25 protein-coding genes and 1 tRNA gene are annotated in these 21,667 nt (G+C 66.6%); 14 read left to right on the top strand and 12 right to left on the bottom strand.

The features are described 5' to 3' along the window. The first annotated feature begins 1 nt into the window (after position 1). From rplO to ACSQ89_RS03310, 11 genes are all read left to right on the top strand, one after another. The gene (gene rplO / locus ACSQ89_RS03260) at positions 2 to 433 is read left to right on the top strand and encodes a 50S ribosomal protein L15 (protein ID WP_093105289.1); all 432 of its coding nucleotides are present in this window, start codon (positions 2 to 4) and stop codon (positions 431 to 433) included. A 20-nt stretch (positions 434 to 453) separates the two neighbouring features. Then, positions 454 to 1,764 carry a preprotein translocase subunit SecY gene (secY, locus tag ACSQ89_RS03265; RefSeq protein WP_093105292.1) on the top strand — a complete coding sequence of 437 codons (1,311 nt, stop codon included), beginning with the start codon at positions 454 to 456 and terminating at the stop codon, positions 1,762 to 1,764. Between the two features lie 9 nt (positions 1,765 to 1,773). After that, on the top strand, positions 1,774 to 1,992 hold the full coding sequence (gene infA / locus ACSQ89_RS03270) for a translation initiation factor IF-1 (protein ID WP_436294462.1): 219 nt from the start codon (positions 1,774 to 1,776) through the stop codon (positions 1,990 to 1,992). A gap of 34 nt (positions 1,993 to 2,026) precedes the next feature. Next, positions 2,027 to 2,140: a 50S ribosomal protein L36 gene (gene rpmJ, locus ACSQ89_RS03275; protein WP_038201958.1), complete on the top strand. Its 114-nt coding sequence runs from the start codon at positions 2,027 to 2,029 to the stop codon at positions 2,138 to 2,140. Between the two features lie 24 nt (positions 2,141 to 2,164). Then, positions 2,165 to 2,530, top strand: coding sequence for a 30S ribosomal protein S13 (gene rpsM, locus ACSQ89_RS03280; protein WP_019653977.1), 366 nt, complete (start codon positions 2,165 to 2,167; stop codon positions 2,528 to 2,530). 12 nt (positions 2,531 to 2,542) lie between these two features. Then, positions 2,543 to 2,947, top strand: a complete 405-nt coding sequence (gene rpsK / locus ACSQ89_RS03285; RefSeq protein ID WP_068674563.1) for a 30S ribosomal protein S11 — start codon at positions 2,543 to 2,545, stop codon at positions 2,945 to 2,947. A gap of 134 nt (positions 2,948 to 3,081) precedes the next feature. Next, entirely contained in the window at positions 3,082 to 3,705 is a 624-nt protein-coding gene (gene rpsD / locus ACSQ89_RS03290) for a 30S ribosomal protein S4 (RefSeq protein ID WP_093105298.1), read from the top strand. 129 nt (positions 3,706 to 3,834) lie between these two features. Beyond that, positions 3,835 to 4,824, top strand: a complete 990-nt coding sequence (locus ACSQ89_RS03295; RefSeq protein ID WP_028250818.1) for a DNA-directed RNA polymerase subunit alpha — start codon at positions 3,835 to 3,837, stop codon at positions 4,822 to 4,824. A gap of 77 nt (positions 4,825 to 4,901) precedes the next feature. Next, positions 4,902 to 5,303, top strand: coding sequence for a 50S ribosomal protein L17 (gene rplQ, locus ACSQ89_RS03300; RefSeq protein ID WP_093105301.1), 402 nt, complete (start codon positions 4,902 to 4,904; stop codon positions 5,301 to 5,303). 18 nt (positions 5,304 to 5,321) lie between these two features. Further along, positions 5,322 to 5,398, top strand: a tRNA-Met gene (locus ACSQ89_RS03305). Positions 5,399 to 5,701: 303 nt separating this feature from the next. Next, positions 5,702 to 6,112, top strand: coding sequence for a hypothetical protein (locus ACSQ89_RS03310; protein ID WP_139191665.1), 411 nt, complete (start codon positions 5,702 to 5,704; stop codon positions 6,110 to 6,112). Between the two features lie 26 nt (positions 6,113 to 6,138). On the opposite strand, the gene ACSQ89_RS03315 is transcribed toward ACSQ89_RS03310, so the two are convergent. From ACSQ89_RS03315 to ACSQ89_RS03340, 6 genes are read right to left on the bottom strand one after another with little or no spacing between them, the layout of a single operon-like run. Next, positions 6,139 to 6,534: a RidA family protein gene (locus tag ACSQ89_RS03315; protein WP_093105307.1), complete on the bottom strand. Its 396-nt coding sequence runs from the start codon at positions 6,532 to 6,534 to the stop codon at positions 6,139 to 6,141. Beyond that, positions 6,531 to 8,147 carry an AMP-binding protein gene (locus tag ACSQ89_RS03320; protein WP_436294463.1) on the bottom strand — a complete coding sequence of 539 codons (1,617 nt, stop codon included), beginning with the start codon at positions 8,145 to 8,147 and terminating at the stop codon, positions 6,531 to 6,533. The genes ACSQ89_RS03315 and ACSQ89_RS03320 overlap by 4 nt, the downstream gene beginning before the upstream one ends. Beyond that, positions 8,144 to 9,340, bottom strand: coding sequence for an acyl-CoA dehydrogenase family protein (locus ACSQ89_RS03325; protein WP_093105313.1), 1,197 nt, complete (start codon positions 9,338 to 9,340; stop codon positions 8,144 to 8,146). The genes ACSQ89_RS03320 and ACSQ89_RS03325 overlap by 4 nt, the downstream gene beginning before the upstream one ends. Before the next feature lie 4 nt (positions 9,341 to 9,344). Further along, positions 9,345 to 10,199, bottom strand: a complete 855-nt coding sequence (locus ACSQ89_RS03330; RefSeq protein ID WP_093105316.1) for an enoyl-CoA hydratase family protein — start codon at positions 10,197 to 10,199, stop codon at positions 9,345 to 9,347. Beyond that, positions 10,196 to 10,672 (bottom strand): MarR family winged helix-turn-helix transcriptional regulator, encoded by a 477-nt coding sequence (locus tag ACSQ89_RS03335; RefSeq protein ID WP_093105319.1) that lies wholly within the window; start codon positions 10,670 to 10,672, stop codon positions 10,196 to 10,198. The genes ACSQ89_RS03330 and ACSQ89_RS03335 overlap by 4 nt, the downstream gene beginning before the upstream one ends. 1 nt (position 10,673) lies before the next feature. Next, positions 10,674 to 13,037 carry a bifunctional salicylyl-CoA 5-hydroxylase/oxidoreductase gene (locus ACSQ89_RS03340; RefSeq protein WP_436294464.1) on the bottom strand — a complete coding sequence of 788 codons (2,364 nt, stop codon included), beginning with the start codon at positions 13,035 to 13,037 and terminating at the stop codon, positions 10,674 to 10,676. Positions 13,038 to 13,135: 98 nt separating this feature from the next. On the opposite strand from ACSQ89_RS03340, the gene ACSQ89_RS03345 reads away from it, so the two are divergent. Together ACSQ89_RS03345 and ACSQ89_RS03350 are read left to right on the top strand one after the other, a co-directional pair. After that, a complete protein-coding gene (locus ACSQ89_RS03345; protein ID WP_436294465.1) occupies positions 13,136 to 14,404 on the top strand; it encodes a class I SAM-dependent methyltransferase in 1,269 nt (422 codons plus the stop codon). A 14-nt stretch (positions 14,405 to 14,418) separates the two neighbouring features. After that, positions 14,419 to 14,742 carry a DUF1840 domain-containing protein gene (locus ACSQ89_RS03350; protein ID WP_093105327.1) on the top strand — a complete coding sequence of 108 codons (324 nt, stop codon included), beginning with the start codon at positions 14,419 to 14,421 and terminating at the stop codon, positions 14,740 to 14,742. Positions 14,743 to 14,917: 175 nt separating this feature from the next. On the opposite strand, the gene ACSQ89_RS03355 is transcribed toward ACSQ89_RS03350, so the two are convergent. Continuing rightward, a complete protein-coding gene (locus ACSQ89_RS03355) occupies positions 14,918 to 15,934 on the bottom strand; it encodes a Bug family tripartite tricarboxylate transporter substrate binding protein (RefSeq protein WP_436294466.1) in 1,017 nt (338 codons plus the stop codon). Between the two features lie 77 nt (positions 15,935 to 16,011). Continuing rightward, a complete protein-coding gene (locus ACSQ89_RS03360) occupies positions 16,012 to 16,935 on the bottom strand; it encodes a LysR family transcriptional regulator (protein WP_436294467.1) in 924 nt (307 codons plus the stop codon). Positions 16,936 to 17,044: 109 nt separating this feature from the next. Here ACSQ89_RS03360 and ACSQ89_RS03365 point away from each other — a divergent pair, with 109 nt between their 5' ends. Beyond that, positions 17,045 to 17,806 (top strand): SDR family oxidoreductase, encoded by a 762-nt coding sequence (locus ACSQ89_RS03365; RefSeq protein WP_093105334.1) that lies wholly within the window; start codon positions 17,045 to 17,047, stop codon positions 17,804 to 17,806. Here the strand turns inward: ACSQ89_RS03365 and ACSQ89_RS03370 are convergent. The 4 genes from ACSQ89_RS03370 to ACSQ89_RS03385 all read right to left on the bottom strand — a co-directional run bounded on the left by ACSQ89_RS03370 (position 17,734) and on the right by ACSQ89_RS03385 (position 21,545). Beyond that, positions 17,734 to 18,249 (bottom strand): MarR family winged helix-turn-helix transcriptional regulator, encoded by a 516-nt coding sequence (locus ACSQ89_RS03370; protein ID WP_436294468.1) that lies wholly within the window; start codon positions 18,247 to 18,249, stop codon positions 17,734 to 17,736. The genes ACSQ89_RS03365 and ACSQ89_RS03370 overlap by 73 nt on opposite strands. Continuing rightward, positions 18,246 to 19,250: an alpha-ketoacid dehydrogenase subunit beta gene (locus tag ACSQ89_RS03375; RefSeq protein ID WP_244503823.1), complete on the bottom strand. Its 1,005-nt coding sequence runs from the start codon at positions 19,248 to 19,250 to the stop codon at positions 18,246 to 18,248. The genes ACSQ89_RS03370 and ACSQ89_RS03375 overlap by 4 nt, the downstream gene beginning before the upstream one ends. Further along, a complete protein-coding gene (locus ACSQ89_RS03380; RefSeq protein ID WP_436294469.1) occupies positions 19,241 to 20,260 on the bottom strand; it encodes a thiamine pyrophosphate-dependent dehydrogenase E1 component subunit alpha in 1,020 nt (339 codons plus the stop codon). Before ACSQ89_RS03380 ends, ACSQ89_RS03375 begins: the two co-directional genes overlap by 10 nt. A gap of 97 nt (positions 20,261 to 20,357) precedes the next feature. Then, a complete protein-coding gene (locus ACSQ89_RS03385) occupies positions 20,358 to 21,545 on the bottom strand; it encodes a helix-turn-helix domain-containing protein (RefSeq protein ID WP_436294470.1) in 1,188 nt (395 codons plus the stop codon). Positions 21,546 to 21,667: the final 122 nt, after the last annotated feature.

Genomic DNA, 21,667 nt, shown 5'->3' on the forward strand with positions numbered 1-21,667 from the left:
TATGGAACTCAATGGCATCAAGCCGGCTGACGGCTCCAAGCACGCCAAGCGCCGTGTCGGCCGCGGCATCGGCTCCGGCCTGGGCAAGACCGCGGGTCGCGGTCACAAGGGTCAGAAGTCGCGTGCGGGCGGTTTCCACAAGGTCGGCTTCGAAGGCGGCCAGATGCCGCTGCAGCGTCGCCTGCCCAAGCGCGGCTTCAAGTCGCAGCTGCTCAAGTACAACGCCGAAGTAACGCTGACCTCGCTCGAGAAGCTCGGCCTGGCCGAAGTCGACGTGCTGGCGCTCAAGCAAGCCGGCCTGGTCGGTCAGATCGCCAAGGTCGTCAAGGTCATCAAGTCGGGTGAACTCACCAAGGCCGTCAAGCTGACCGGCATCGGTGCGAGCGCCGGCGCCAAGGCTGCGATCGAAGCAGCCGGCGGCAGCGTGGCCTGATCGGACTGAAAGAAGTCTTCGTGGCAACCAACGCGGCAACGCTCGCAAAAACAGGCAAGTTCGGCGACCTGCGTCGCCGGCTCGTCTTTTTGCTGCTCGCGCTCGTGGTCTATCGCATCGGAGCTCACATTCCGGTGCCGGGCATCAACCCGGACCAACTCGCGCAGCTGTTCCAGGGCCAGCAGGGCGGCATCCTGAGCCTGTTCAACATGTTCTCGGGCGGGGCGCTGTCGCGCTTCACCGTGTTCGCGCTGGGCATCATGCCGTACATCTCCGCGTCGATCATCATGCAGTTGATGACCTACGTGGTGCCGACCTTCGAGCAATTGAAGAAGGAAGGCGAAGCCGGCCGGCGCAAGATCACCCAGTACACGCGCTACGGTACGCTGGGCCTGGCGCTGTTCCAGTCCTTCAGCATCGCGGTCGCGCTGGAATCGTCGGCAGGCCTCGTGATTTCGCCCGGCTTCGGCTTCCGCATCACGGCGATGGTCAGCCTCACGGCCGGCTCGATGTTCCTGATGTGGCTCGGCGAGCAGATCACCGAGCGCGGCCTCGGCAACGGGATTTCGATCCTGATCTTTGCGGGCATCGCGGCCGGCCTGCCGAGCGCGATCGGCGGATTGCTCGAACTGGTGCGCACCGGCGCCATGAACGTGATCGTCGCGCTGTTCATCGTCGCGGTGGTCATCCTGGTGACCTACTTCGTCGTGTTCGTCGAACGCGGTCAGCGCAAGATCCTCGTGAACTACGCGCGGCGCCAGGTCGGCAACAAGGTCTACGGCGGTCAGTCCTCGCACCTGCCGCTGAAGCTGAACATGGCCGGCGTGATCCCGCCGATCTTCGCGTCGTCGATCATCCTGCTGCCGACCACGGTCGTGGGCTGGTTCAGCACCGGCGAGAGCATGCGCTGGATCAAGGACATCGCGAGCGCGCTGACGCCGGGGCAGCCGATCTACGTGCTGCTCTATGCCACCGCGATCGTGTTCTTCTGCTTCTTCTACACGGCGCTCGTGTTCAACAGCCGCGAGACGGCCGACAACCTGAAGAAGAGCGGTGCGTTCATTCCAGGCATTCGCCCAGGTGACCAGACCGCGCGCTATATCGACAAGATCCTGGTTCGTCTGACGCTGGCCGGCGCGGTGTACATCACCTTCGTCTGCCTGCTGCCCGAGTTCCTGATCCTGAAATACAACGTGCCGTTCTATTTTGGCGGCACCTCTCTGCTGATCATCGTGGTTGTCACGATGGACTTCATGGCCCAAGTGCAGAACTACATGATGTCGCAGCAGTACGAATCGCTACTAAAGAAAGCCAATTTCAAGACTTCCTAGGCGATTGAGATGTCGAAGGACGATGTCATCCAGATGCAAGGCGAGGTTCAGGAGAACCTGCCGAATGCGACCTTCCGGGTGAAGCTGGAAAATGGACACATCGTGCTGGGGCATATTTCCGGAAGGATGCGGATGCACTACATCCGCATCCTTCCAGGTGACAAGGTCACCGTCGAGTTGACGCCCTATGACTTGAGCCGGGCGCGCATTGTGTTTCGGGCGAAATGAGTCGCCGGGTTGGACAGAGTTTTAGGAGAATGAAATGAGAGTTTCGGCTTCGGTCAAAACCATTTGCCGTAATTGCAAGATCATCCGCCGCAAGGGTGTGGTGCGCGTGATCTGTACCGACCCGCGCCACAAGCAGCGCCAGGGTTGATTGAAAGAGTATTAGAGGACGCACATGGCACGTATTGCTGGCATCAACATTCCGCCGCACAAGCACGCTGAGATCGGCCTGACCGCCATCTTCGGCATCGGTCGCACCCGCGCCCGCAAGATCTGCGAAGCGAGCGGCATCGAATATTCGAAGAAGATCAAGGATCTGACCGACGCCGATCTCGAGAAGATCCGCGACCAGATCGCGCTCTTCACCATCGAAGGTGACCTGCGTCGCGAAACGACGATGAACATCAAGCGCTTGATGGACATCGGCTGCTACCGCGGCTTCCGTCACCGTCGCGGCCTGCCGATGCGCGGCCAGCGCACGCGCACCAACGCCCGCACCCGCAAGGGTCCGCGCAAGGCCGCGCAGTCCCTGAAGAAATAAGGATAGATCAGCATGGCTAAAGCTCCTGCCAACAACGCAGCGCAACGCGTTCGCAAGAAGGTCCGCAAGAACGTGGCGGACGGCGTCGCGCACGTGCACGCCTCGTTCAACAACACGATCATCACGATCACCGATCGCCAGGGCAACGCTCTGTCGTGGGCGTCGTCGGGTGGCCAGGGCTTCAAGGGCTCGCGCAAGTCGACGCCGTTCGCTGCGCAGGTCGCTTCGGAAGTCGCCGGTCGCGCTGCGGTGGAACAAGGCATCAAGAACCTCGACGTCGAGATCAAGGGCCCGGGCCCGGGACGCGAATCGTCGGTGCGCGCGCTCGCCGCGCTCGGCATCCGCATCAACTCGATCGCCGATGTGACGCCGGTTCCGCACAACGGCTGCCGCCCGCAAAAGCGCCGTCGCATCTAAGGCGAGGACGCCCGGCGCAGTCAGCTTTCGAGCCGGCTGCGCGTTTTGTTTTTTCAACAAGCCCACCGCCATCGGCACGCCGCTGATGGCTCCCGCAGACAGCCTCTGCGGCAGATGACACAAAGGAAGATCAAGTGGCACGCTACCTCGGCCCCAAGGCCAAACTTTCCCGCCGCGAAGGCACCGACCTGTTCCTGAAGAGCGCCCGCCGTTCGATCCAGGACAAGGCCAAGTTCGACTCCAAGCCCGGCCAGCATGGCCGCACTTCTGGTCAGCGCACCTCCGACTTCGGTCTGCAGCTGCGCGAGAAGCAGAAGGTCAAGCGCATGTACGGCGTGCTCGAGAAGCAGTTCCGCCGCTACTTCGAGGAAGCCGATCGCCGCCGTGGCAACACCGGCGCCAACCTGCTGTTCATCCTCGAATCGCGCCTGGACAACGTGGTCTACCGCATGGGCTTCGGCTCCACGCGCGCCGAAGCGCGCCAGCTGGTCTCGCACAAGGCGATCACGGTGAACGGCCAGTCGGTCAACATCCCGTCGTACCTGGTCAAGACCGGCGACGTGATTGCCGTGCGCGACAAGTCGAAGAAGCAGACCCGCATCGCCGAAGCGCTGCAGCTCGCCCAGCAGGTCGGCATTCCGGCCTGGGTCGAAGTGAATGCCGACAAGGGCGAAGGCACCTTCAAGAAGGTGCCCGATCGCGACGAATTCGCGGCCGACATCAACGAATCGCTGATCGTCGAACTGTATTCGAGGTAACAGGCGAAAACGTGCCGCCATCCGGCGGCCCGGACTTTGATTTTTTGTTCCCTGCCGCGGACACCGCGGCCGGGCACTTCACCAGCCTTACCGGTGTAACGAGCCGGGGGTATTGAGAGGAAGTTCTGCATGCAAACCACCCTGCTGAAACCCAAGACCATCCAGGTCGAGCAACTTGCCGCCAACAAGGCCAAGGTCACGCTCGAGCCCTTCGAGCGCGGCTACGGCCACACGCTCGGCAACGCGCTGCGCCGCGTGCTGCTGTCGTCGATGGTCGGTTACTCCGCCACCGAAGTGACGATCGCCGGCGTGCTGCATGAGTACTCGTCGATCGACGGCGTGCAGGAAGACGTCGTCAACATCCTGCTGAACCTCAAGGGCGTGGTGTTCAAGCTCCACAACCGCGATGAAGTCACGCTGAGCCTGCGCAAGGACGGCGAAGGCGCGGTGACCGCGTCGGATATCCAGACGCCGCACGACGTCGAGATCATCAACCCCGACCACGTGATCGCCCACCTGTCGCAGGGCGGCAAGCTCGACATGCAGATCAAGGTCGAGAAGGGCCGCGGCTATGTGCCCGGCACGATGCGCCGCTACGCGGACGAGCCGACCAAGTCGATCGGTCGTATCGTGCTCGACGCCTCGTTCTCGCCGGTCAAGCGCGTGAGCTACACGGTCGAAAGCGCCCGCGTCGAGCAGCGTACCGACCTCGACAAGCTCCTGGTCGAGATCGAGACCAACGGCGCGATCACCGCCGAAGACGCGGTTCGCGCCTCGGCCAAGATCCTGGTCGAGCAACTGGCCGTGTTCGCGCAGCTCGAAGGCGGCGAACTCGCTGCGTTCGATGCACCCGCGCCGCGCAGCGCCCAGCAGTTCGATCCGATCCTGCTGCGCCCGGTCGACGAGCTCGAACTCACGGTGCGTTCGGCCAACTGCCTGAAGGCCGAAAACATCTACTACATCGGTGACCTGATCCAGCGCACCGAGAACGAGCTGCTCAAGACCCCGAACCTGGGTCGCAAGTCGCTCAACGAAATCAAGGAAGTGCTCGCCTCGCGCGGCCTGACCTTGGGCATGAAGCTCGAAAGCTGGCCACCGGCCGGCCTCGATAAGCGTTAAGAATCACCACACCTGTGTGTTGCACCGGGCAGTACCTGACACGGCTGCCTGTTTTTATAAAGTAAAGGAAAAGCACCATGCGTCACGGACACGGACTCCGCAAACTCAACCGCACCAGCTCGCACCGCCTCGCGATGCTGCAGAACATGATGAACTCGCTCATCGAGCATGAGGTCATCAAGACCACGGTCCCCAAGGCCAAGGAACTGCGCCGCGTCATCGAGCCGATGATCACCCTGGCCAAGAAGCCGACGGTCGCCAACAAGCGCCTGGCTTTCGATCGCCTGCGCGACCGCGACAGCGTGGTCAAGCTGTTCGGCGAACTCGGCCCGCGCTACCAGGCACGTCCGGGTGGCTACACGCGCATCCTGAAAATGGGTTTCCGCGTGGGCGACAACGCGCCGATGGCGCTGGTCGAACTGGTCGATCGTCCCGAAGTGACGGAAGCCCCTGCCGACGAGCAGGCCGGCGAAGAATAAGCTATAATTCCATCTTGCCGCGCGATGGAGCAGCCTGGTAGCTCGTTGGGCTCATAACCCAAAGGTCGCAAGTTCAAATCTTGCTCGCGCAACCAAATTTCCGGCAACCCAAAAGGTTGTTGCTGAAAAAGCAAAACGCCCACTTCGAGTGGGCGTTTTGCTTTCCGGCTGCTAAAGAAAAGACTGCGCGCCATCGATTTTGGGATCTGTCCCAAGGGCGTTTCGCTTCCAGTTTTCTGTTAGTACAAAATTACTCTTTTCACCGTGAAACGAGTCTAAAACGCCCACGCCGTGTGACAAAGATCACGGATGCGTGCGCGTGACATGTGTAACATCTGGCCGATTCGAGAACAGTTGAAGGACGAGAAGTCTGTGAATTGCGCAAATAAGGGACTTTCATGATCGACCCTTCGATTTCGCGGAATCTGATTGAAAACGCAATGGGCGCTGTCGAGCAGGCGGTCGACTATATTTTCAATGACGAGCCTGCCGTTCCATTTCACCCGACGACCGATCTTCTTTCTCTCAGTCCGAGCGAGGAAGACCAGATTCGTCGCGGCGAACAGGCGAATTACCGCAGCCGTCCCACGACGTCGGCGCTCAGTTTTTGCCTGACTTCGGCTATTTCGCTGCTGGCGATTGCGCATTCATTGATCGATCAGCCCGCAGCCCTGTCGCCGGTCGAGCGCGAACAGCTGTGGAAAAAGCTGGCCGCGGAAACCAAGATTGCGGGGCGCGCTGCCTATCGCGCGGCGCTCATCCTCTCGGATCCGGGCGCCGAGGCAGCGACCCACGAGGAAGTACTCTGAGGCTGCGGGCGCGATAGCCGCTGGGCTCAGTCGGGCAGCACCGCCGTGACCTCGATCTCCACCTTGGCGCGCGACTCCACCAGCGCTGCGACCTGCACGCAAGTCATCGCCGGGAAGTTCCGGCCCATCGTTTCGCGATAAACCGGCCCGAGCTCGCCCAGGCGCCGGTTGTATTCGTCGCGGTCGGTCACGTACCAGGTCATGCGCACCATGTGCTCGGGGCCGGCGCCGGCTTCGCGCAGGATGTCGGCGATGTTGCGCAGGGCCTGTCCTGTCTGCTCGATGAAATCGTCCGACACGAACTGCTGCTGCGCATTCCAGCCGACCTGGCCGCCGACGAACACCATCGTGCCGCGCGCGGCAACGCCGTTCGCATAGCCCTTCGGGGGTGCCCAGCCGGGCGGTTGCAAAAGTTTGATCATGGTGTGATTTGCCTCAGTTTGAATCGTTGGAGCTTGCCGGTCTCGGTGCGCGGCAGCGCAGCGACGAACTCGATCTCCCGTGGGTATTTGAAGGGCGCGATGGTGGCCTTGACGTGGTCCTGCAGCGCCTTGACCAGGGCAGCATCGCCGGTCTGGCCGGGCTTGAGCACGCAGAAGGCCTTGACGATCATTCCGCGTTCCTCGTCGGGCTTGCCGACCACGCCGCATTCGGCGACCGCTGGATGCTTCAGCAGCGCGTCTTCGACCTCCGGCCCGCCGACGTTGTAGCCGGCGGTGATGATCATGTCGTCGGCGCGCGACTGGTAGAAGAAGTAGCCGTCCTCGTCCTGCACGAAGGCGTCGCCGGGATAGTTCCAGCCCTTCTTCACATAGTCGGCCTGCCGCGGATCGTCGAGGTAGCGGCATCCTACCGGCCCGATGAGCGCCAGCCGGCCGACGGTGCCGCGCGGCACTTCATTGCCCTCGTCGTCCACCACCTTGGCGGTGAATCCCGGCACGACCTTGCCGACCGCGCCGCGCCGAACCTGGTCGCCGGCGGCCGAAATGTAGATGTGGAACACCTCGGTGCCGCCGATGCCGTCCAGCATCTCGATGCCCGTGGCGTCCTTCCACAGCTGGCGGGTCGCGTCGGGCAGGGCCTCGCCCGCGCTCACGCTGATGCGCAGGCTCGGCACGCCGGAAGCCTTGGCGAAAGGCGCCATCTGCCTGTAGAAGGTGGGGGCCGTGTAGCAGATGGTGGCGCCGACCTCGCGGATCGCCTTGACCATCGTCTCCGGCGTGTAGGGGCCATCGTGGAAATACACGGATGCGCCGGCCCACATCGGGAAGACCAGCAAGCCGCCCAGGCCGAAGGTGAAGGCCAGCGGCGGCGAGCCCAGCACGATGTCGTCGCTGCGCGCCTGCAGCACGTGACGCGGCCAGGTCTCGCACATCGCGAGCACGTCGCGATGGGTGGTCACGGGCGCCTTCGGCTTGCCGGTGGTGCCGGAGGTGAAGGCCAGCAGCGCAATGTCGTCGGCGGCTGTAGGGCAGGCCTTGAACACGCCGCTCTTGGCGGCAGCGCGCGCGCTCAGCGAATCGGCTGCATCCGGCTGGTTGAAGGCCACGAGGGTCTGCAGCACCGGATGCGCCTGCTGGGCGATCCGCAGCTCGTCGAGCAACTTGCCATCGCACAGCGCGACCACCGGCCGCGATTTCTCGATGATGTCGCCCAGCTCTTTCGCGCGCAGCAGCGGCATGGTGGCGACCGCGATCAGGCCGGCCTTGACCACGGCCAGCCAGGCCAGCGCCATCGCGATCGAATTGCCTCCGCGCAACAGCACGCGGTTGCCGGGCACCAGGCCCAGGTCTTCCACCAGCACCTGCGCGATGCGGTCGACCTCGGTCGCGGCCTCGGCGTAGCTCAGCGTGCGGGCCGGCGAGCGCAGCATCGGCTTGTCCACCAGGCCATTGGCGCTGGCCTTGTCGAACAGGACCTCGACCAGGTTGAGTTGGTCGGGCAACTGCAATTCGGGCCGGTCGTACCGGAACATGGGCAGTTGCTCCGCCGGCGGCAGACGGTCGTGAACGAAGCGATCGGTCTGCGCACTCATGCCTGGCTCCGCAAGACGGACTTGCCGATGATCAGTTGCTGCACCTCGGTCGCACCCTCGTAGATGCGCAGCGAACGGATGTCGCGGTAGAGGCTCTCGACCTTGGTGCCCACCTTCACACCGAGGCCGCCGTGCATCTGCAGCGCCATGTCGATCACGCGGCTCGCGTTCTCGGTCGCGCACATCTTGGCCATCGCCGCCGCGGCCGTGAGGTCGCCGACGGCGGGCCCGCCACGGGCTTCGCTGTCGTCTCGCATCCAGGCGGCGCGGTAGGTGAGCAGCGCCGCGCTGTCGATCAGCGCCGCCATCTCGCCGAGCTTGGCCTGCGTGAGCTGGAAGTCGGCCAGCGTCTGGCCGAACATGCGCCGGCGGCTCGCATGGTGGACCGCTTCGGCCAGCGCGCGCCGCGCCATGCCGAGCGCAGCGCCGGCGACCGAGGCGCGAAAGATGTCGAGCGTGCGCATCGCGAGCTTGAAGCCGCCATGCAGCTCGCCGAGCTGGGCCTCGCGCGGCACGACGCAGCCGTCGAAGCGCAGCGTGGCAAGCGGGTGCGGCGCCATCACTTCGATGTGTGCCGAGGTGTCGAGTCCGGCCGTCTTCGCATCGACGACGAAGGCCGTGATGCCGCGCGAGCCGGCGGCCGGATCGGTTTTCGCGAACACGCAGTAGAAGTCCGCGATCCCGCCATTGCTGATCCAGGTCTTCTCGCCCGTGAGCCGCCAGCCGTCCGAGATGGCGACAGCCTGCATCGCCATCGCGCCGACGTCCGAGCCCGCCTCGGGTTCGCTGAGCGCAAAGGCCGCGATCTTGTCGCCGCGCGCCACGGCGCCGAGGTAGTCGCGCTGCTGTGAGGCGCTGCCGGCCAGCGTGATGGCGCCGCTGCCGAGGCCCTGCATCGCAAAGGCGAAATCGGCCAGCGGCGAATGGAAGGCCAGCGTTTCGCGCAGCAGCACCAGCGCGCGCGAATCGAGGCGTTCCAGCGCGCCGCCCGAAGAAGCCGGCACGCAATAGCGCAGCCAGCCGCCCTGGCCGAGCCGCTTCACCCAGTCGCGGCAAGCGGCGCGATCGTCGCGCTCGTCCACCGACTGGGCGGCTGCCCAGGGCAGCAGATCGCGCGCCAGCGCCCGATGCGCATCGTCGAAGAAGGGCAGCGCCAGGTGCGCCGTGGAAGGAGGTACGGGCGAAGCAGCCATTGCGTCAGTCTCCGCCGAACACCGGCTTGCGCTTGGCCGCAAAGGCTTCGAAGGCGCGCCTGAAGTCCTCGGTCTGCATGCAGATCGCCTGCGCCTGCGCCTCGGCCTCGATCGCCTGGTCGATGGTCATCGCCCATTCCTGCGACAGCATGGTCTTGGTCATGCCGTGCGCGAAGCTCGGGCCTTCGGCGAGCTCGCGCGCCACGGCGGTGGCGGCGCCGAGCAGCGCGCTGCTCTCGTGCAGCGCGTTGAAGAAGCCCCAGGCGTGGCCTTCCTGCGCCGTCATCGCGCGGCCGGTGAAGAGCAGCTCCGAGGCGCGGCCCTGTCCGATCACGCGCGGCAGCAGCGCGCAGGCACCCATGTCGGCGCCGGCCAGTCCGACGCGCGTGAAGAGGAATGCGGTGCGCGCTGCGGGCGTGCCGTATCGCAGGTCGCAGGCCAGCGCGATCATCGCGCCGGCGCCGGCACAGACCCCGTCGATCGCGCCGACGATGGGTTGCGGGCAATGGCGGATCGCCTTCACCAGGTCGCCCGTCATGCGCGTGAACTCGAGCAGTTCGGGCATGTGCATCTGCGTGAGCGGCCCGATGATCTCGTGCACGTCGCCGCCTGAACAGAAGTTGCCGCCCGCGCCCGTCACGACGATTGCCTTGACGTCGGTCGCGAAATTCAGCGCGCGAAACAGGTCGCGCAGCTCGGCGTAGGAGTCGAAAGTCAGCGGATTCTTGCGCTCCGGCCGGTTCAGCGTGACCGTGCCGATGCCGTCCTCGAAGGACCAGCTGAAATGCTCGGCCTCGTAGTCGGCCTTCGGCTCGAATTGCGCGCGCATGGGACTGCTTGCGCCGATGTAGTGCTTCATAGGGCCTCCGCCAATTGTTGATGTGAATGCTGCTTGACTTTGCCGAGCAGCTTGTGGAGCTGCGTGACCTCCTTCGCGTTCAGGCCCGCGAAGGCATCGACGATCCATGCCTCGTGCTGTTGCGCCATCTCGTTGAAGAGCTTGCGGCCACGCGTGGTGAGGCGCACGCGCCAGGCGCGGCGATCGCCCTCGACGTCGACGCGCTCGACCAGCCCCTCGGCCACCAGCTGGTCGGTGATGCCGGTGACGTTGCCGCCGGTCACCATCATGCGGCGCGACAGCTCGTTCATCTTCAGCCCGTCCGGCGAGCGTTCGAGTTGCGACATCAGGTCGAAGCGGGGCAGGGTGGTGGCGAACTGCTCGCGCAGCTCGTTGCGCACCTGCTTCTCGATAAGCTGGGTGCATGTCAGCAACCGCAGCCAGAGGCGCAGCTCGTCGGGGTGCTCGCTGTGGGCTCTTGCTTCGAGGTCCATGCTATTGATCCTCCTCGCTGTTGCGCGGCACAGCCGTCGCAGCCGCCGCGGCGGCCAGCTGTTGCTGCTTGGCGATCTCGCGGTACATCTGGTCGCGCCCGCTCAGGTATTGCTTGGGCCAGTCGACGTCGCGGCTTTGCAGCTTGGCCGTTTCGTGCAGGGTCCACGCCGGGTCGGCCAGGTGCGGCCGTGCGATCGCGCACAGGTCGGCGCGGCCCGCGGCGATGATGCTGTTGGCCTGGTCGGCTTCGGTGATGGCGCCGACCGCAATGGTCGAGATGCCGACCTCGTTGCGGATGCGGTCCGCAAAAGGCGTCTGGTACATGCGTCCGTACACCGGTTTCGCCGTGCGCGTGGTCTGGCCCGAAGAGACGTCGATGAAGTCGCAGCCCGCTTCCTTGAAGAGCCGCGCCACCACCACCGCGTCGGCATCGGTATTGCCGCCGGGCGCCCAGTCATGGGCCGAGATGCGCACGCTCATTGGCCGTTCGGTGGGCCAGGCCGCGCGCATCGCGCGGAACACTTCCAGCGGATAGCGGCAGCGGTTCTCGAGGCTGCCGCCGTACTCGTCGGTGCGCAGGTTGGTCAGCGGGCTGATGAAGGAAGCCAGCAGGTAGCCGTGCGCGCAGTGCAGCTCGAGCCAGTCGAAGCCGGCTTCGGCCGCGCGACGCGTCGAGGCGACGAACTGGTCGCGCAAAGTGTTCATCTCTGCTCGCGTCATGGCGGCGGGCAATTGGTTCTGTTCGCCGTAGGCCAGCTCGCTGGCGGCGATCAGCGGCCAGTTGTCTTGCGGCAGCGGTTCGTCGATCTCTTCCCAGCCCAGCTGGGTCGAGCCCTTCGGCCCGCTGTGGCCCAGCTGCATGCCGATCTTCGCCGTGGTCTGCGTGTGCACGAAGTCGACGATGCGCTTGAAGGCGGCCGACTGCGCATCGTTGTAGAGACCCGTGCAGCCGGGCGTGATGCGGCCCTCGGGCGTCGGGCTGGTCATCTCGACGAACACCATCGCGGCGCCGCCGAGCGCGCGCGCGCCGAGGTGCACGAGCAGGAAATCCTGCGGCACGCCGTCGACCGCGCTGTAGGTCGCCATGGGCGAAACCAGAATGCGGTTCTTGAGCGTGAGGCCGCGCACCGTGAGCGGCATCAGCATCGGAGGCAGCGGCTTGCCGCCCGCGAGCCACGCCTCGTAGCCGCCCAGCCATTGCGTGTCGCGCAGGCGCAGGTTCTCGTGGCTGATGCGCTGCGAGCGCGTCATGAGCGAGTAGGCGAACTGCTCGATCTCCATGCCGGTGTAGCGGTGCACGTTCTCGAACCATTCGGTCGAATTGCGCGCCGCGTTCTGGATCTTGAGCACCTCGACGCTGCGCCGCGCCTCATAGGCTTCGAGCACATGGTCGACGCTGCCGCCGCGCGCGAACTCATCGCTGAGGTCGATCGCATCCTCGAGAGCGAGCTTGGTACCCGAGCCGATCGAGAAGTGCGCCGTGTGCGCCGCGTCGCCCATCAGCACCACCGGCACGCTCTTGCCATTCACCTCGACGCGGTGCGTCCAGTGCTTGCAGACCACGCGCGGAAAGCGGATCCAGTTGGCCGAGCCGCGCAGATGTGTGGCGTTGCTGATCAGCTCGTGACCGCCGAGGTATTTGGCGAAGAGCTTTTCGCAGAAGGCGATCGCTTCGGGCTGCTCCATCTTGTCGAGGCCATGGGCCTGCCACACCGCTTCGGGCGTTTCGACGATGAAGGTCGAGGTCTTGTCGTCGAACTGGTAGGCGTGGGCCTGGAACCAGCCGTGCTCGGTCTTCTCGAAGGCGAAGGTGAAGGCATCGAAGGTCTGGTGCGTGCCGAGCCAGACGAAGCGGCACTGGCGCAGATCGATGTCGGGCTCGAAGACGTCCGCATAGCGCTGGCGAATGCGGCTGTTGAGGCCGTCGCTGGCGATCACCAGGTCGGCGCCGTACTGCGCGGCCAGGGCCTGGTCATCCGTGGCGTCGGTCTCGAACACCAGCTTGACGCCGAGCGCCAGGCAGCGCTCCTGCAGGATGTTCAAGAGGCGCTTGCGGCCGATGCCGCAGAAGCCGTGGCCGCCCGAGCGCACCTGGCGTCCCTTGAAGAACACCTGAATGTCGTCCCAGTGATGGAACTCACGGCCGATCAGCGCGGCCGTTTCGGGATCGGCGGCCGCGAGGTTGGCGAGCGTCTGGTCGCTCAGCACCACGCCCCAGCCGAAGGTGTCGAAGGGGCGGTTGCGTTCGATCACCGTGACCTCGAGCGCCGGCCGCCGGGCCTTCATCAGGAGCGCGAAGTAGAGGCCGGCGGGACCGCCGCCGATGCACAGCACGTGCTGCAGATCTGTTGCGAAGCTATTCATGGATCAATAGTTTAGGCCTAAACAATCTGTTGTCAACCCGGCAAGGGTTTTCGCCGAGGTCGGTTGACGAAGTTCGCCGCTGCTGGCAAAAATCAGCCATGTCAAGCCTGTTGCCGAAGATCGAGTCCCAGCTTTCCACGCTGCCGGTTCCCATCACGCTGCAATTGCCCGATGGGCGGAAGGTCGCAAAGCCAGGCTCACGCGTCACGCTCGCCTTCTCCGAATGGTCGGCGCTCGCCAAGCTCACCGCTCGGCAGATCGGTGCCATCGGCGAGGCCTACGTCGAGGGACGGGTCCAGATCGAAGGGAAGATGCGCGACCTGATCGATGTCGCGGTCAGCCTGCTGCCCGGCAATCCGGCGGAAACCAACACCAACTGGTGGAGCCGGCTGCAGCGGCGCACCAAGTCGCGCGGCTCGCACTCGCTGGGCAAGGATGCGGCGCAGATCGAGTTCCACTACGACGTGTCGGACGACTTCTACGCGCTGTGGCTCGACCCGCGGCGCGTCTATTCGTGCGCCTATTTCCGAGACGCCGGGATGACGCTGGCGCAGGCCCAGGAGGCCAAGCTCGACCACATCTGCCGCAAGCTCATGCTGCAGCCGGGTGAGCGCTTCCTCGACATCGGCTCGGGCTGGGGTGCGCTCCTGCTGTGGGCGGCCGAGCACTACGGCGTCGATGCGACCGGCATCACGCTGTCGAAGAACCAGCATGCGCACGTGACGCGCATGATCGAGGAGAAGGGCCTGCAGGGCCGCGTACGAGTCGAACTGCTTGACTACCGAAAACTCGACAGCGACAAGCCCTTCGACAAGATCTCGTCGGTCGGCATGTTCGAACACGTCGGCAGCGTCAACATGCCGACTTACTTTCGCAAGATCCATTCATTGCTCAAGCCGGGCGGCCTGGTCATGAACCATGGCATCACTTCGGGCCAGCTCGACTACAAGCAGCTCGGAGCCGGCATGGGCGATTTCATCGAGAAATACATCTTCCCGGGCGGCGAACTGCTGCACGTCACGCACGTGCTGCGCGAGACGGTGTCCGCGGGCCTGGAGATGGTCGACACCGAAAACCTGCGGCCGCACTATGCGCGCACGCTCTGGGCCTGGTCGGATGCGCTCGAGTCCCGGCTCGACGAGGCGCGCGAGGTCCTGCAGCGCGCCGGCGGCCACCAGGGCGGCAATGCCGAGCGCATCCTGCGTGCCTATCGCCTGTATCTGGCCGGTTCGGCGATGTGCTTCGAGCAGGGCTGGATTTCGCTGCACCAGATGCTCGCCACCCGGCCCGACGGAAAGGTCGAGGGCGGCGCGCTGCGCGGCGCGCAATCGGTGTACCCTTTTGTCCGCGACTACATCTACAAATAACCGAGCGAGGCACCATGCTGTATCGATTCAAATCGCGGGCCAGCCCCCCCTTCGTGATGCTCGAAACCCACGCGCGTCAGTTGTTCGACATCATCGGCAAGGCGCCGGAGCGCAAGGGCATCGTGACGGTGGAGCAGATGCCGGCCGCCATCGCGGCGCTGGAGGCGGCCATGGCGCGTGAAGCCCACAACGCCCACAACAACGACGATTTCGCCGTCGAGGGCCATGACGAGGCGGCCGAGAAGCAGCACATCACGCTGCACCAGCGCGCCGTGCCCTTGCTGCACATGCTCAAGGCGTCGCTGGCCGACCGCAAGGACGTGATGTGGGAGGTGTGATCACCCCCCAGGCTTGCTCGCTTCGCGTAGAGCCTGTCCTGAGCCTGTCGAAGGGAGCCTGTCGAAGGGCCAACCCCCTCTCCGGGGGCGCCGCCTGCGGCCCGGCGAAGCCGGTTCCGCGGCGGCCCACGGTCCGGCGCGCTGCGCGCACCAATGGATCAGGAACGCCAGGGGCTTAGTCCACCTTGGCCCCGGAGGCCTTGACCACCTTCGCCCACTTGGCGTGTTCGCTGTCGATCATCTTGGCGAACTCGGCCGGCGAGTTGCCGCTCGGGATCGCGCCCTGGGCCAGCATCTTTTCCTTGATCGCCGCGGTGCCGAGCGACTTGGCCACTTCCTGCTGAATGCGGTTCACGATCTCGGGCGGGGTGCCGGCCGGGGCCAGCAGGCCGAACCATGAGCTGGCTTCGTAGCCCTTGAGCATGGGGCCGCCGGCCTCTTCGACCGTCGGCACGTCGGGCAAGGCCGGCGAGCGCTTCGAGCTGGTCACGGCCAGCGCCTTGAGCTTGCCGCCCTTGATCTGCTGCATCGACGAGGGCAGGTTGTCGAACATCACGTCGGCGTTGCCGCCCACCAGGTCCAGCAGCGCCGGGCCCGATCCGCGATAGGGGATGTGCGTCATGAAGCTGCCGGTCATGGTCTTGAAGAGCTCGCCCGCCAGGTGGATCGAGGTGCCGCTGCCGCTCGAAGCCATGTTGAGCTTGCCGGGATTCGCCTTCGCGTACTTCACGAAGTCGGCCACGCTGTTGATGTTGAGCGCGCGCGCCTTGTCGGCATTCATCTCCATCACGTTGGGCACCGCGGCCACCAGCGTGATCGGCGCGAAGTCCTTGATCGGGTCGTAGGGCAGCTTGGGGTACAGCGCGCGGTTGATGCCGTGCGTGCCCACCGTGCCCATCAGCAGCGTGTAGCCGTCGTTCGGCGCCTTGGCCACGATCTCGGCGCCCACGTTGCCGCCGGCGCCTGCGCGGTTGTCGACGATGAACGGCTGGCCGAAGGCCTTGGAGAGCTCCGGCGCCACGGCGCGCGCAAGGAGGTCGGTGGTACCGCCGGGCGCGAAGGGCACCACGATGCGCACCGGCTTGGTCGGCCAGCTGCCTTGGGCCGCCGCGGGCCCGGCAGCCAGCACCAGGGCGGCAATCGCGCCCAGGGCCAGTGCAGAGCGGCGGCGGGATTGGAACGAGAGGGTCATGCGTGTTTCCTGTTGATGCATGGCACCGAGTTTGACAGGCGAAGCGCCTCGTTCGTCGCGGGTGAAACCCCGTGTGCTCAGATCCCCTGCATGTGGGCCGCGAAGCGCTGCTCGCGAAACTTCTCGACCACGAAGTCGACGAACACGCGCGTCTTCGCCGGCAGCAGCTTCTTGCTCGGGTAGTAGAGCGAGATCGGCCCCGAGTCGGCATACCAGCCCGGCAGCACGCGCACCAGCTCGCCGCTTTGCAAGCCGTGCAGCGCGAAAGCCATCGGCAGCAACGCGATGCCCAGGCCCATCATCGCGGCGTGGGCGATCGCCTCGGGGTCGCTGAAGACCAGGCGCGGCTTTGCATCCGCCGCGCCTTCGTCGCCGGCCGCGTTGCGCAGCGTCCAGGCCCGCACCCGCCCGGTGGGTGAGGAGCGCCGCATGATGGCGTCGAAGGCGGCCAGGTCGGACGGGTGCTCCGGCACCGGCTTGCCGGCCATGTACGCGGGCGCCGCGACCGCCACGATGTGGATGCGCGCGAGCTCGCGCGCCACCACGCCGGGCGTCAGCTCGATGCCGCCGCCGATCGCGGCGTCGAAGCCCTCGCCGACCAGGTCGACCTGCCGGTTGTCGAAATGCCAGTCGGGCACGACCGCCGGGTAGCGCGCCAGGAACTCGCCGACCAGCGGCACCACGTACGTGCGCCCGAAGGCCTGGCCCATGCTGACCTTGAGCGTGCCGGCCGGCTGGCCCCCGGCTTCGGCGGCGCCTGCCATGGCGTCGGCCAGCGTGCCGAGCGCACCGCCGATCTGCAGCAGCAGCCGCTCGCCGCTCTCGGTCAGGGTCAGCTTGCGTGTGCTGCGCTGGAACAGGCGCACGCCCAGACCCGCTTCGAGGCGCGCGACGTTCTTGCTCACCGCGGCAGGCGTCAGGCCGAGTTGTCGGGCGCCGGCGGAGAAGCTGCCGGCCTCGGCGCTGCGGACGAAGGATTCGAGATGGCTCAGCGGCTGCATGGGTGCATTTTCAACCACGGGTTGAGATTGCTAGGGCAGTTTTATGGCTACCGGCAATGCAATGCAATCCCCAAACTCAGGCATTCCACAACCACTTCGAAAGCGCACCATGTCCCCAAGCACTTCTTCCAAGCCCGTTCTGGCCGGCAAGACGGCCTTCGTCACCGGCGGCTCGCGAGGCATCGGCGCCGCCATCGTGCGGCGTCTCGCCAAGGACGGCGCCGCCGTCGCCTTCAGCTATGCCAGCAACGAGGCTGCGGCCAAGGAACTTGCCGGCAGCATCGAAGCCGCGGGCGGGCGCGCGATCGCGCTGCGCGTCGACAGCGCCGATGCCGATGCGCTGCGCACGGCGATCGACGAAAGCGCGCGCACCTTCGGCCGGCTCGACATCCTGGTCAACAACGCCGGCGTTCTCAAGCTGGGCGCCGCCGACCAGATCTCGCTGGAAGACTTCGACCTCACGCTGAACGTCAACGTGCGCGCCGTCTTCGTCGCCATCCAGGCGGCGCTGCGCCACATGGGCGAGGGCGGCCGCATCATCAACATCGGCAGCACCAACGCCGAGCGCATGCCCTTCCCTGGCGGCGGCGTCTATGCGATGAGCAAGTCCGCACTCACCGGGCTCGTGCAAGGCTTCGCGCGCGACCTCGGCCCGCGCGGCATCACGATCAACAACGTGCAGCCCGGCCCGGTCGATACCGACATGAACCCCAAGGACGGCCCGATGGCCTCGGCCATGCATGGTTTCATGGCCATTCCGCGGCACGGCCGCGGCGAAGAGATCGCGGGCATGGTGGCCTACCTCTCGAGCCCGGAAGCGGCCTTCGTGACCGGCGCGGGCCTCAACATCGACGGTGGGTTTGCAGCCTGAGCGTCCGGGCCGGCCACCGACGCGATCAGCCGGTCGAGGGTGGCACTCAGGTGCTTCAGATCTTCGGCGCCGACGCACGCGAACAGCTCGGCCTCGCGTTCCCACGCCTGCACGCGGACCGTCTCGAACAGCGCCTTGCCGGCGCTGCTCAGGTGGAGGCGGCTGCGGCGCAGGTCGGTCGGGTCTTCGTGGCGGTGCAGGCGCTTGTGGCGCTTCAGCCCCGCCAGCGCGCGGCTCACCGCCATCTTGTCGAGGCCGGTGAGCTCGCAAAGCTGCGTGGCCGTCAGGCCGGGCTGCGTGCCCAGCACCGCCATCGTGCGCCACTCGTTGAGCGTGAGCGCGTGCTGGCGCCCGACCCGCTGCTGGAAAGGCCGCGCCGTCAGGTTGACGACCCGGACCAGCTTGAAGAAGACCGAGTCCTCGAAGCCAGCCTCGGTGTTCATCCGCACAAGGCCCTGGCAGTTTGAACGATCCGCTCGGCGCCGACGCGCGATTGCGCTTCGAGCACCGGCGAATAGCCGACCGGGATGCGCGGCGCGCCCAGGCGTGCGACCCGGCAGCCGGTGGCCTCCGCCGCACTGGCCGCGATCTCGGCGCCGAAGCCGGCGGCCTGCACCGCCTCGTGCACGACCAGCAGGCGGCCCGTGCGTTCGCAGGAGGAGAGCACCGACTCGCGGTCCCAGGGCCACAGCGTGCGCAGGTCGAGCAGATCGACCTCGATGCCTTCGGCCGCCAGCGTGTCGCAGGCGGCGCCACACGCCTGCATCTGCCGGCTCCAGCTCACCAGCGTGAGCGCGTTGCCGCGGCGCAGCTGCGCCGCCTTGCCGAGCGGCACCACCCGCGTTTCGTCGACCTCGCCGCGCGAGGCCCACAGGTTCTTGTGCTCGATGTAGACCACCGGGTCGCCGCACTGCATCGCGGCGCGCAGCAGCGAATGGTTGTCCTGCGGCGTCGAAGGGCACACCACCACCACGCCCGGCAGGTGCGCGAACCAGGCTTCGAGCGACTGCGAATGCTGCGCCGCCGAGGCATCCCAGATGCCGCCCGGCATGCGCGCGACCATCGGCACACGGCCCTGGCCGCCGAACATGAAGCGGTTCTTGGCGGCCTGGTTCACCAGCTCGTCCATGCCGCACAGCGCGAAGTCGACCACGCGCATCTCGACCACCGGCCTGAGTCCTGCCAGCGCCATGCCGACGCCAGCGCCCATGATCGCGGCCTCGGAGATCGGCGTGTCGATCACGCGCTCGGCGCCGAAGCGCTGCTGCAGCCCCTTGTACTGGCCGAAGATGCCGCCGCGGCCGACGTCCTCGCCGAGCACGACCACGCGCGAATCAGCTTCCATTTCGCGCTGTACCGCGAGCGCGGCCGCTTCGGCATAGCTGAGTTCGTGCACAGTGCTGCCGGCGGCGCGGCCGCCCGCGATGTCGCTCGTCATGTCCATTGGCCCGCTCCGGTGGTCTGCACATCGGTGAAGGCGGCGCCGGGCTCGGGCCAGGGCGCGGCATCGGCGGCGGCGAGTGCGGCGGCGACTTCTGCCTCCGCCTCGTCCTCGATCGCATCGAGCAGAGCGGCGTCCATGCCGTCGGCGATCAGGCGGCCGCGCGCCCGCGCGACCGGGTCGGTCTCCAGCGCCGCAGCCAGCTCGGCCGGGTCGCGGTAGGCGGCGAGGTCGACCGACACATGGCCCTTCACGCGGTAGGTGAGCGCGTGCAGCAGCCGCGGCCCGCCGCCGGCGCGCACCTCGGCGACCAGCCTGCCCGCGGCCGCATGCACCGCGAACACGTCGTTGCCGTCGACCCGGGTGGCGGCGATGTCCATCGCCTCGGCGCGCGCGGAGGCGCCTTCGCCGGCGGTCATCGGGCCGCTGGCGGTGGTTGCGCTCCAGCGGTTGTCCTCGCAGACGAAGAGCACCGGCAGCCGGTACACGCGCGCCCAGTTCAGCGACTCGAGAAAGGGGCCGCGGTTGATCGCGCCGTCGCCGAAGAAGCAGACCGTGATCGCATCCTTCTTCTGCAGCTTCTGGGCATGCGCCGCGCCGACCGCGATCGGCAGCCCGGCCGCGACCACGCCGTTGGCGCCCAGCATGCCGACCGAGAAGTCGGCGATGTGCATCGAGCCGCCCTTGCCGCCGTTGAAGCCGCTGGCCTTGCCGAACAGCTCGCACATCATGCGCACGAGGTCGGCGCCCTTGGCCAGCGTGTGGCCGTGGCCGCGGTGAGTCGAGGTCAGGTAGTCGGCGGGGAGCAGATGGGCGCAGACGCCGGCTGGCACCGCCTCCTGGCCGGTCGACAGATGCAGCGGGCCGCGAACCTTGGCGACGCCGGCGGCTTCCTGGCCGTAGGCGCTCACGCCACCCTGGCTGGCCGCCTCGGCGGCATTCTCGAAGGCGCGGATGCGCAGCATCGTGCGGTAGAGCGCGCGCCGCGCGGGCTCGGGAATCGACAAATCCATATCGGCTCCAGCGCAGCACACATCTGCGCTTTGCCGAAAATCGTATCGGGCGTGACCAATGCGCGTGAGCGGGCTAACCCGGCCGCGAGGCCGACCTTCATTCAGGCGCGTTCTGCTGCCAGCTCTTGAGACGGCGATAGAGCGTGCCGCGCGACACCCGCAGTTGGCGCGCGGCATGCGAGATGTTGCCGTAGTGCGTAGCCAGGGTCTCCTCGATCAGCTTGCGGCTGTGGCCGCGCAGCGTGCCGTCGCTGGCGGGCGGCTGGGTCGGCGCGACCGGCTGTACCTCGTCGAGTGACGTCGAGTCGTTGGGCGCTTCGGCCGGCACGTTCACCGCATGCCGGAAATCGACCCCGTCGTGCGCCTGCAGCCGGGCCTGCAGCCAGACGCCGAGCCCGCTTGCGAGCCGCACCGGCTGCGCGGCCTCGTGGCGGGTCATGTGCAGCAGGCCCTCGAGGTCGAGGCCGAACAGCTGCTCGGCATCGCAGGCCCCAGACTCTGGCAGCCGGCCGATCAGCCGCATGCCGGCCGTGTTGAGCCAGGCCACGGTGCCATCGGGCGCGATGCCGGCCAAGGCCTCGAGCGGCGTGCCCAGCAGCGCCGGGCTGGCCTGGAAGCGCAGCACCAGCCGGTCCTGCGACTGCGCCTGCAGCAGGCGGTTCTCGATCGTCGTCGCGTAGAGCGCGACCATCGACGCGGCATCGAAGCCGAAGCGCCGCGCCTCGACCGAGATGTCGAGCACCGCGGCCAGCCGGCCGTGCACGTCGCGGATCGGTGCCGCCGCGCACTGCATCTCGCGCAGGTACTCGAAGTAGTGCTCGGCGCCCTGCACCGTGCAGGCCTGGCCGGTGGTTGCCACGATGCCCGGCGCCGTGGTGCCGACCACGCTCTCGGCGATGTTGACGCCCAGGCGAGCGGTCTTCTGCAGGATCGGCTGCTGCGCCGCGGCCGGATGGTGCGTGACGTGCATGATCACGCCCTGCGCATCGGTCAGCAGCACGCGGCAGTCGGTGCCGGCGAGCGAGCTCTCCATGCTCGCCAGCTCGTGGCGCGCGGCCTCGAGCAGCTCGCGGTTGCGGCCCAGCGTGCCGTGCAGGCGGCTCGGCGTGACGGCGTCGAAGGCGATGACGCGGCGCGTGTTCGCATGGGAGCGCGTGCAGCGCATCCACGACTGGAGCACCGCCTCGCCGACCAGGCCGGAAGGGCGCACGCCTTCCTCGAAGAACTGCTGCCGGGCCAGCGCCACGCGCTCGGCGCGCGTATTGGCGAAGGGGGACAGGGGCATGGCCGTCTCCTGTGATCGAGGAGGCTGAATTTGTTCCGCAATGGAACAGTCGAGGTCTAGGGAAATCCCGAGGGTGAACAAAGCGTGCGCGCGCACCATTCTTCGATACACAACGACCGGAG

The sequence above is a fragment of the Variovorax sp. LjRoot175 genome (assembly GCF_964253805.1).
Taxonomy (GTDB): Bacteria; Pseudomonadota; Gammaproteobacteria; order Burkholderiales; family Burkholderiaceae_C; genus Variovorax.

Excerpts from the sequence above, each read along its gene's own strand:
- rplQ (WP_093105301.1), top strand. The coding sequence starts at position 4,902 with ATGCGTCACGGACACGGACTCCGCAAACTCAACCGCACCAGCTCGCAC.
- ACSQ89_RS03295 (WP_028250818.1), top strand. The coding sequence starts at position 3,835 with ATGCAAACCACCCTGCTGAAACCCAAGACCATCCAGGTCGAGCAACTT.
- ACSQ89_RS03365 (WP_093105334.1), top strand. The coding sequence starts at position 17,045 with ATGTCCCCAAGCACTTCTTCCAAGCCCGTTCTGGCCGGCAAGACGGCC.
- ACSQ89_RS03320 (WP_436294463.1), bottom strand. The coding sequence starts at position 8,147 with ATGAGTGCGCAGACCGATCGCTTCGTTCACGACCGTCTGCCGCCGGCG.
- rpsM (WP_019653977.1), top strand. The coding sequence starts at position 2,165 with ATGGCACGTATTGCTGGCATCAACATTCCGCCGCACAAGCACGCTGAG.
- rpsK (WP_068674563.1), top strand. The coding sequence starts at position 2,543 with ATGGCTAAAGCTCCTGCCAACAACGCAGCGCAACGCGTTCGCAAGAAG.
- rplO (WP_093105289.1), top strand. The coding sequence starts at position 2 with ATGGAACTCAATGGCATCAAGCCGGCTGACGGCTCCAAGCACGCCAAG.
- ACSQ89_RS03315 (WP_093105307.1), bottom strand. The coding sequence starts at position 6,534 with ATGATCAAACTTTTGCAACCGCCCGGCTGGGCACCCCCGAAGGGCTAT.
- infA (WP_436294462.1), top strand. The coding sequence starts at position 1,774 with ATGTCGAAGGACGATGTCATCCAGATGCAAGGCGAGGTTCAGGAGAAC.
- ACSQ89_RS03375 (WP_244503823.1), bottom strand. The coding sequence starts at position 19,250 with ATGGACATGACGAGCGACATCGCGGGCGGCCGCGCCGCCGGCAGCACT.
- ACSQ89_RS03330 (WP_093105316.1), bottom strand. The coding sequence starts at position 10,199 with ATGAAGCACTACATCGGCGCAAGCAGTCCCATGCGCGCGCAATTCGAG.
- ACSQ89_RS03350 (WP_093105327.1), top strand. The coding sequence starts at position 14,419 with ATGCTGTATCGATTCAAATCGCGGGCCAGCCCCCCCTTCGTGATGCTC.
- ACSQ89_RS03310 (WP_139191665.1), top strand. The coding sequence starts at position 5,702 with ATGATCGACCCTTCGATTTCGCGGAATCTGATTGAAAACGCAATGGGC.
- ACSQ89_RS03380 (WP_436294469.1), bottom strand. The coding sequence starts at position 20,260 with ATGGATTTGTCGATTCCCGAGCCCGCGCGGCGCGCGCTCTACCGCACG.
- ACSQ89_RS03370 (WP_436294468.1), bottom strand. The coding sequence starts at position 18,249 with ATGAACACCGAGGCTGGCTTCGAGGACTCGGTCTTCTTCAAGCTGGTC.
- ACSQ89_RS03345 (WP_436294465.1), top strand. The coding sequence starts at position 13,136 with ATGTCAAGCCTGTTGCCGAAGATCGAGTCCCAGCTTTCCACGCTGCCG.
- ACSQ89_RS03325 (WP_093105313.1), bottom strand. The coding sequence starts at position 9,340 with ATGGCTGCTTCGCCCGTACCTCCTTCCACGGCGCACCTGGCGCTGCCC.
- ACSQ89_RS03385 (WP_436294470.1), bottom strand. The coding sequence starts at position 21,545 with ATGCCCCTGTCCCCCTTCGCCAATACGCGCGCCGAGCGCGTGGCGCTG.
- ACSQ89_RS03335 (WP_093105319.1), bottom strand. The coding sequence starts at position 10,672 with ATGGACCTCGAAGCAAGAGCCCACAGCGAGCACCCCGACGAGCTGCGC.
- rpmJ (WP_038201958.1), top strand. The coding sequence starts at position 2,027 with ATGAGAGTTTCGGCTTCGGTCAAAACCATTTGCCGTAATTGCAAGATC.
- ACSQ89_RS03360 (WP_436294467.1), bottom strand. The coding sequence starts at position 16,935 with ATGCAGCCGCTGAGCCATCTCGAATCCTTCGTCCGCAGCGCCGAGGCC.
- ACSQ89_RS03355 (WP_436294466.1), bottom strand. The coding sequence starts at position 15,934 with ATGACCCTCTCGTTCCAATCCCGCCGCCGCTCTGCACTGGCCCTGGGC.
- ACSQ89_RS03340 (WP_436294464.1), bottom strand. The coding sequence starts at position 13,037 with ATGAATAGCTTCGCAACAGATCTGCAGCACGTGCTGTGCATCGGCGGC.